The organism is Pseudoalteromonas sp. S3260 (assembly GCF_005886925.1).
GTDB lineage: Bacteria > Pseudomonadota > Gammaproteobacteria > Enterobacterales > Alteromonadaceae > Pseudoalteromonas > Pseudoalteromonas tetraodonis.
Genome location: NZ_PNCV01000322.1, coordinates 1 through 337 on the forward strand (window position 1 = coordinate 1; position 337 = coordinate 337).

Here is a 337-nt window from a genome sequence, read left to right on the forward strand (position 1 = left end):
TTTGGTGCGTTGTCATAACTGCGAGTGACTGATTGCGCCGCTTTATGCAGCTCTGCCACCGAGTCTTTTACATCGTCAGGAAGGTTTTCCATATTTTGCTGCTCAGCCTTTTTAAGGTTCTGATGTAGCTCATGTACACGCAGTTCCTCGTTGACCTGTGCAGAAATATTGTTGGCCATGCCTTTGGCTGTTTTTACCCAGCGGCTTACCGTTCGAATGGCCACAGGTAAGCGTTCGGGGCCAAGTACAATAAGGCCTACAACGAACACCACCAATAATTCCCACATGCCCATGGGTGGCTACACCTTATCTTTGTCTTTTTGACTTGGGTTTTCTT

General features: G+C 47.5%; 1 protein-coding gene. It reads right to left on the bottom strand.

The genetic code is table 11. The features are described from left to right. Positions 1 to 293, bottom strand: a 293-nt coding sequence (gene tatB, locus CWC14_RS18650; RefSeq protein WP_138564367.1) for a Sec-independent protein translocase protein TatB, incomplete at its 3' end; no start/stop codon positions are given. Positions 294 to 337 lie beyond the last annotated feature (44 nt).